The sequence below is a fragment of the Actinoallomurus acaciae genome (assembly GCF_042429965.1).
Lineage (GTDB): Bacteria > Actinomycetota > Actinomycetes > Streptosporangiales > Streptosporangiaceae > Actinoallomurus > Actinoallomurus acaciae.
The window spans coordinates 1-6,506 of sequence record NZ_JBHLZP010000450.1; the positions used below are offsets into that span (position 1 = coordinate 1).

General features: G+C 70.9%; 6 protein-coding genes. 3 read left to right on the forward strand and 3 right to left on the reverse strand.

Annotated features, from left to right (window positions below):
• Both ACFFNX_RS38140 and ACFFNX_RS38145 read left to right on the forward strand, forming a co-directional pair.
• Positions 1-310 (forward strand): ROK family protein (locus tag ACFFNX_RS38140; protein WP_378210963.1); only part of this gene is annotated, 310 nt, incomplete at its 5' end.
• Positions 311-418: 108 nt separating this feature from the next.
• The gene (locus ACFFNX_RS38145; protein WP_378210964.1) at positions 419-2,662 is read left to right on the forward strand and encodes a glycoside hydrolase family 3 N-terminal domain-containing protein; all 2,244 of its coding nucleotides are present in this window, start codon (positions 419-421) and stop codon (positions 2,660-2,662) included.
• An 86-nt stretch (positions 2,663-2,748) separates the two neighbouring features.
• Here ACFFNX_RS38145 and ACFFNX_RS38150 read toward each other — a convergent pair whose 3' ends face one another.
• From ACFFNX_RS38150 to ACFFNX_RS38160, 3 genes are all read right to left on the reverse strand, one after another.
• A complete protein-coding gene (locus tag ACFFNX_RS38150; RefSeq protein ID WP_378210966.1) occupies positions 2,749-4,995 on the reverse strand; it encodes an MMPL family transporter in 2,247 nt (748 codons plus the stop codon).
• Between the two features lie 118 nt (positions 4,996-5,113).
• Positions 5,114-5,371: a hypothetical protein gene (locus ACFFNX_RS38155; protein ID WP_378210967.1), complete on the reverse strand. Its 258-nt coding sequence runs from the start codon at positions 5,369-5,371 to the stop codon at positions 5,114-5,116.
• On the reverse strand, positions 5,368-5,709 hold the full coding sequence (locus ACFFNX_RS38160) for an ArsR/SmtB family transcription factor (protein ID WP_378210968.1): 342 nt from the start codon (positions 5,707-5,709) through the stop codon (positions 5,368-5,370). The genes ACFFNX_RS38155 and ACFFNX_RS38160 overlap by 4 nt, the downstream gene beginning before the upstream one ends.
• Positions 5,710-5,822: 113 nt before the next feature.
• Between ACFFNX_RS38160 and ACFFNX_RS38165 the strand changes: the two genes are divergently transcribed.
• Positions 5,823-6,395 carry an RNA polymerase sigma factor gene (locus tag ACFFNX_RS38165; RefSeq protein WP_378210969.1) on the forward strand — a complete coding sequence of 191 codons (573 nt, stop codon included), beginning with the start codon at positions 5,823-5,825 and terminating at the stop codon, positions 6,393-6,395.
• The last annotated feature ends 111 nt before the right edge of the window (positions 6,396-6,506 follow it).

Consider the following 6,506-nt stretch of genomic DNA (forward strand, 5'->3'; position numbering starts at 1 on the left):
CACCGCGCGCATCGTCGAGCTGGCCCTGGCCGGCGACGCGCCCTGCCGCCGCGCCGTCGGCGACGCCGGCCGTTACGTCGGCGCGGGCGTGGCCAGCCTCTGCAACCTGCTGAACCCGACGCGGGTCGTCGTCGGCGGCGACCTGGGACGGGCCGGCGACCTGCTGCTGGATCCGATGGCCGAGGCGGTGAGCCGATCGGCGATCTCCAGCGCGGCCTCGCTGGTGTCGATCGTGCCGGGGGTCCTCGGCGACCGCGCCGAGGTGCTCGGCGCGCTGGCGCTCGTCCTCCAGGTCACGTTCAACCCTTGAACGATTCTGGCAGGCTTCGGCCAAACTTAATTCAAGCCTTGATTTGATCTTCGGCTGGGTCTTTGATCACAGAGCCTCTTCTTGATCCCCCGCCTGGAGACACGCGTCATGAGACTGAGGTCCAGAGCCGCCCATATCGGGCTGGCCGTCACCCTTGTCCTCTCCGGACTGGCGTTGAGCGCGACCGGCGCCAGCGCCCAGTCCGGCTATCAGGACCCGCACGCCCCCGTCCCCGCACGCGTGGCCGACCTGCTCAAGCGCATGACGCTGGAGGAGAAGGTCGGTCAGATGACCCAGCCCGCGGTCCTCAACATGCAGGGCGACTGCCAGTGGGCCGGCGGCGCGCTCGTCGACTCGTGCATGAAGCACGTCCTGGTCGATCTGAAGGCCGGCTCGGTGCTGTCCGGCGGCGGGGAGACGCCGCCGCAGAACACGCCCAAGGACTGGGCGGACATGGTCAACACGATCCAGAAGTACGCGATCGACCACTCACGGCTGCACATCCCGATCGTGTACGGCGTGGACGCCGTGCACGGGCACAACAACGTCCTCGGCGCGACGAAGTTCCCCCAGCAGGTCGGCATCGGCGCGACCTGGGACCCACGGCTCGCCGAGCAGATGGGCGAGTCGACCTCCCGCGCGGTGAAGGCGACCGGCCCGCAGTGGGACTTCGCCCCGGTCGAGGACATCTCCCGTGACACGCGGTGGGGCCGCTACTACGAGACCTACTCCGAGGACCCGTACCTCGCGGGCTCGCTCGGTGCCGCCACGATCCAGGGCCTGCAGAAGACGGGGCAGGTCGCGGGCACGGTGAAGCACTTCGCCGGCTACTCCGCGCCGTTCTCGGGCCACGACCGCACCGAGGCGCACATCGACCAGCGCGAGTTGCAGGACACGTTCCTGCCGGCGTACAAGGCGGCCGTCGACGCCGGCGCGCTGACCCTCATGGCGAACTCCGGCTCGATCAACGGGATCCCGGCGCACGCGTCGCACTACCTGCTCACCGACCTGCTGCGCCGCCAGTGGGGCTTCAAGGGCGTCGTCGTCAGCGACTGGCAGGACGTCGAGAACCTGCAGACGGCGTACCACCTCAGTGACTCGTACGCCGGCGCGGCGGCCATCGCGGTCAACGCGGGCGTGGACATGGCGATGATCCAGCCGGGCAGCGTCGACGGCTTCGTCAACGGGCTGATCTCCGACGTCAAGAGCGGCAAGGTCTCCAAGCAGCGGATCGACGAGGCCGTCTCGCGGATCCTCACGCTGAAGTTCAAGCTCGGCCTGTTCGACCACCCGTACGTCGACGCCTCCCAGGCGAACGGCATCGTGCTCGGCGCCGACAAGGATCTCGCGGTCCAGGCCGCCACCGAGTCCCAGACGCTGCTGAAGAACGACGGGAACGTGCTGCCGCTGTCGACCGGCCTCGGCAAGGTCGTCGTGACCGGCCCCAGCGCCGACTCCATCCCGAACCAGGACGGCGGCTGGACGATCGGCTGGCAGGGCATCCCGGACGGCGTCGACGACCCGGGCGTCACGATCTACCAGGGCATCAAGAACCTCATCGGCGACCACGCCAAGCTGGTCAAGGACTCCGGAGACGCGGTCGACCAGACCAAGGGCGCGGACGCGGCCGTCGTCGTGGTCGGCGAGAAGCCCGGCGCCGAGGGCGCCAACGACAACGAGACGCCCGAACTGGCCGCCGACCAGCAGAAGCTGGTCGACGACCTACAGGCCACCGGCAAGCCGGTGATCGTGGTGGTCGTGGCCGGGCGGCCTCTCGCCCTCGGCGGCGCCGCCGACGCCAAGCAGCTGCTCATGTCCTGGCTGCCGGGCAGCGAGGGCGGTACGGCGGTGGCGAACGTCCTGTTCGGCAAGGCGAACCCGAGCGGCCGCCTGCCGGTGTCGTGGCCGAAGGTCGCCGGCGACGAGCCGATGTTCTACCAGCAGCTGGCGGGCACCAACTCCGGTACCAGCTCGTCCTACGATCCGCTGTTCGGCTTCGGCGCGGGCCTGTCCTACACCTCGTACGCGGTGAACGGCGTCTCGGTGTCGGGCGGCAGCACGGTGAAGGTGTCGGTGAAGGTCGCCAACACCGGGTCGCGCGACGGTGACATGGTGGTGCCGGTCTTCGCCCAGCAGCCGGTCAGCCGCATCCTCGTCCCGCCGAACCGTCTGGTCGCCTACACCCGCGTGCCGCTCAGGGCCGGCCAGTCCACGACCGTCTCGCTGACGTTCCCGCTGTCGCGCCTGGCCGTGACGCAGGGCGACATCGACGGTTCTTCCACTCGGTCGGTCATCCCCGGCCAGTACAAGATCGTCGCCGGCGGCAGGTCCGCGGACCTGACCGTCCGCTAGACGACGGCGACCAACCGGCCCTCCGCCGGGAGAGGCGGTCGCCCCGGCGGGTCCGCAACCCACCCGCCGGGGCGACCCAGCCCCTCTCAGCCGAGGGCTTCGCTCCTGTCCGGGCTCAGCGGGCTCGCCCGGAGCCCGTCCGGAACTCCTCCGGATCGGCCTCCCCACGCCCGGTCGCCGAGCAGGGCCAGGGCGGCCGGGAGGAGCACGCCGCGTACGAGGGTGGCGTCGATCAGAATGGCCACGGACAATCCGACGCCCATCATCTTGTACTCGATCGCGGTCAGCACGACGAAGACGCTGAAGGCCGCGGTCATGATGACGGCGGCGCTGGTCACGACGCCGGCGCTGGCGCCGACGCCACCGACGATCGCCTCGCGCGGACCGGCGCCTCCCGACCGGCGTTCGCGGATCCGGCTGAGGATGAAGATGTGGTAGTCCATGCTCAGGCCGAACAGGATGACGAACATGAAGACCGGCAGCCAGTCGACGATCCCTCCGTAGGAGGTGAAGCCGAGCAGCGAGCCCCCGTGACCGCCCTGGAACACCCAGCCGAGCACGCCGCACGCGGCGCCGATCGACAGCAGGTTCAAGGCGATCGAGACCAGCGGCACGGTGACCGAGCGGAACGCCACGGCGAGCAGGACGAACGCCAGGACGAGCACGAACCCGAAGACGAGCGGCGTGCGGCCGGAGAGCTGCCGGGTGAAGTCATGGGCCAGCGCGGTCTTGCCGGCGACCGCGTACTCCACGCCGTCCACGTGTCCGAACGCGGCGGGCAGGGACTCGTGCCGCAGCGTGTCCAGCGCGCGGACGGCCGTCTCGCCGTTGCCGAAGTCGGCCAGGGGCACCCGCAGGAGCAGCGCCCGGCCGACCCTCGCCTCGGCGATCGGCTCCCGTAGCGCGCCGTCGCCGGCGGCCACCCGCACCCGCAGGTCGTCGACGGCCCGCCGAACGCCGGGAGAGCCGAGCGCGCCCTCGCGCGTCTCCCACACCACCACCCGGGCCGGAGACGGTGTCCCCGGAAACGCCTCCTGCATGCGGACGGCGGCGTCCACGACGGGCACGCTGCGCGGCAGGCTGTCGGTCACGGCCGCGTCCTGCAGCCGGATGCCGAACACGGGCAGCGCCATGACCACCAGCACGAGCACCGCCGCTCCGCCCCAGAGGAGCGGCCGTCGCACGACCACCCGCGCGACGGCCGCCCAGGTCCGTGACTCCGCCGCGGCCGTACGCCGGCGGCCCAGCCACGGGATCCGGCTCCGGTCCACCCAGCGGCCCAGCAGGCTCAGCAGCGCCGGCAGCACGGTCACCGAGCCGATCATCGCGAGGCCGACCACGAGAACCGCGCCGATCGTCAGCCCCCGCAGCTCGGCCAGCCCGCTGAACAGCAGCCCGGTCATGCAGAGCATCACCGTCAGGCCCGAGACGAGAATGACGTGCCCGGAGGTGCGCGCGGTGATCCGCAGTGCCTCCCGTACGGTGCGCCCGGCGGCGCGCTCCTCGCGTTCTCGCCGCAGGTAGAAGAGCGAATAGTCGATGCCGACCGCGACGCCGATCAGCAACACCATGGAGTGGGTCGCGCTGTTGATCGGGGTCCAGTGGTCGACCACCTGCAACAGGCCGAAGGCGCCGATGACGGTGCTGAGCGCCAGCAGCAGCGGGATCCCCGCCGCGATCAGCGAGCCGAACACCACCAGCAGGATCACCACGGTGATCGGCATCGAGAAGTGCTCGGCCCGCTTGAAGTCGCCCTTGATGCCCTCGTCGACCGCGGAGCTCAGACTCCGGTCCCCGGCCTGCGCCACGCGCGCCCCCGGATGGCGCGCCGCCACCTCCGCGACCGCCCCGACGACGGCGTCGTACTGCGTGTCCGCCCGGTCGTCCGGTCCGGCGAGCTGGAAGGTGACCAGGCCGGAGCGGCCGTCCTTCGACACCAGCGCGGCGCCGCCCGGGTGCAGGGGCGAGCGGAGGCCCGTCACCGTGCCGGGCGTCCGCCGGAGCGCCGCCTCCAGGTCCCGCGTGGCCTGACGCAGGTCCGGGTCGTCGGCGAACCGTCCGTTCGCACGGGACTGGATCAGCACGTTCTCCAGGACCGGCACGTAGGCGTGCTGGGCGCCCAGGACCCGTTCGGCCCGGCCCGACTCGCCCGGATCGATGCCGCCGGCCCCCTGACCCGGAACCAGTGCCCCGGAGAGCACGGCGAAGATCACCAGGGCGAACCAGCCCATGATGGCGGGCGCACGGTGCCGCGCCGACCATCCCGCGACGCGCTCCACCAGAGGGGCGCGCCGGGCGGCCTCCGGTACGGCCGACTTGCCAATGCGCAGCATGAGCTGCTGTCCTTTCCACGAAGGGGTATCCGACGAGAACTCGCCCTCGGGCGAGGTGATGCTTCTTCGCTACCTGGGCCGCCGAGTTGCAGCTCGGCGGCCCAGGACCTTCAGATCTTCACTCGACCTCTTTGAGGATCCGTTCCAGCGAGGCCAGGCGCCCGCGCATGTCCTCCAGGACCAGGGTGATCTCTCGGAGCTGAAGGTCGGTCCTCTCCTGTACGGCCGCCGTGTTCTCGGCGAGCTCGTGGTATCTGCCCTCGCGCGGCGCCAGGATCTTGGTCCGCAAGAGGGCGGCGACCTGCCAGATGGTCACGGCGATCACTGTGGAGAGCCCCGCGGCTCCGACGACCTCCGCCAAGGCATGCCCGTTCATCTAGGTGGTTCCTCCTCGCCGCCGCGCTGGACGATCTCGGGTGTGGTGAGAGTGAGTACGGCGGCCGCGACGGCCTCCGGGGTGAGCTGGATGGAGAAGGGGGTCACCTCGTAGAACTTCATCGCCTTCCCGTCCGCGGACAGCTCCATCTCGGCCGACACGAGCCCGGCCGCCTGCAGCTTCCGCAGGTGCACCTGGAGCAGCGCACGGCTGATGCCCAGCTCACGGGCCAGGCGGCTGACGTAGTTGCGCTCACGCGCCAGCGCCGCGACGACTCGCATGCGGTGGGGGTTGGCGAGCGTCGCCAGCACCTCCACGAGTTCGTCACCGGTCGACACCAAGCCCTCCTAACGATTTTTTGCTCCTGCAAGTAAAAGTTAGCATGTAAGAACTTCTACGCCAATGACCAAGTAGTTGTGTGATCCGGCGGAATGGTGAAGGAGGCGGGCGAGTGCGCGGCAGGCACGCATCGCCGACAGAGGTCGCCACCGACCCCGAGGCGTTCGAGAGGTTCTACCGGCGTCACATCGACGTGGTCACGCGATACGTGGCCCGCCGGGTCGACGACCCGCACCTGGTCGCCGATCTCGTCGCGGACGTGTTCGTCGCGGTGATCGACTCGGCGCACACCTACCGCGCGGACCGCGGCACCGAGGTCGAGTGGCTGCACGGCGTGGCGCGCAACACGCTCGCGGCGTACCGGCGCCGGGAGGCACGGCAGCGAAGGCTCGAACGCCGGATCGCCGGCCGCCGCCTGCTCGACACGGACGACGTGTCCCGGCTCGAGGCCCGCATCGACGCCGAGAGATCGGCCCGTCGGTTGCTGGCCGCGATGGCCGGCCTGCCCCCGAGCGAGCGCGCGGTGCTGGAGCTGGTGGTGATCGACGAGCTGACCGTGGGCGAGGCCGCCGCGGTCCTGGGCATCCGGCAGAACACGGCCCGGGTGCGGCTGCACCGGGCCCGCCGATCCCTGCGCGGCGACCCCGATGCCGGCTTGACCGTCGCCGTGGAGGGACTGCGATGAGCTTCGAGGACAGGCTGCTGGCGGAGCTGAAGACCGAGGTGGCGGACCGGGCCTCCCGGCGAGGCGGCACGGTACGGCGGTGGTGGCGCGCGGCGGGGCCGCCCGCGACGG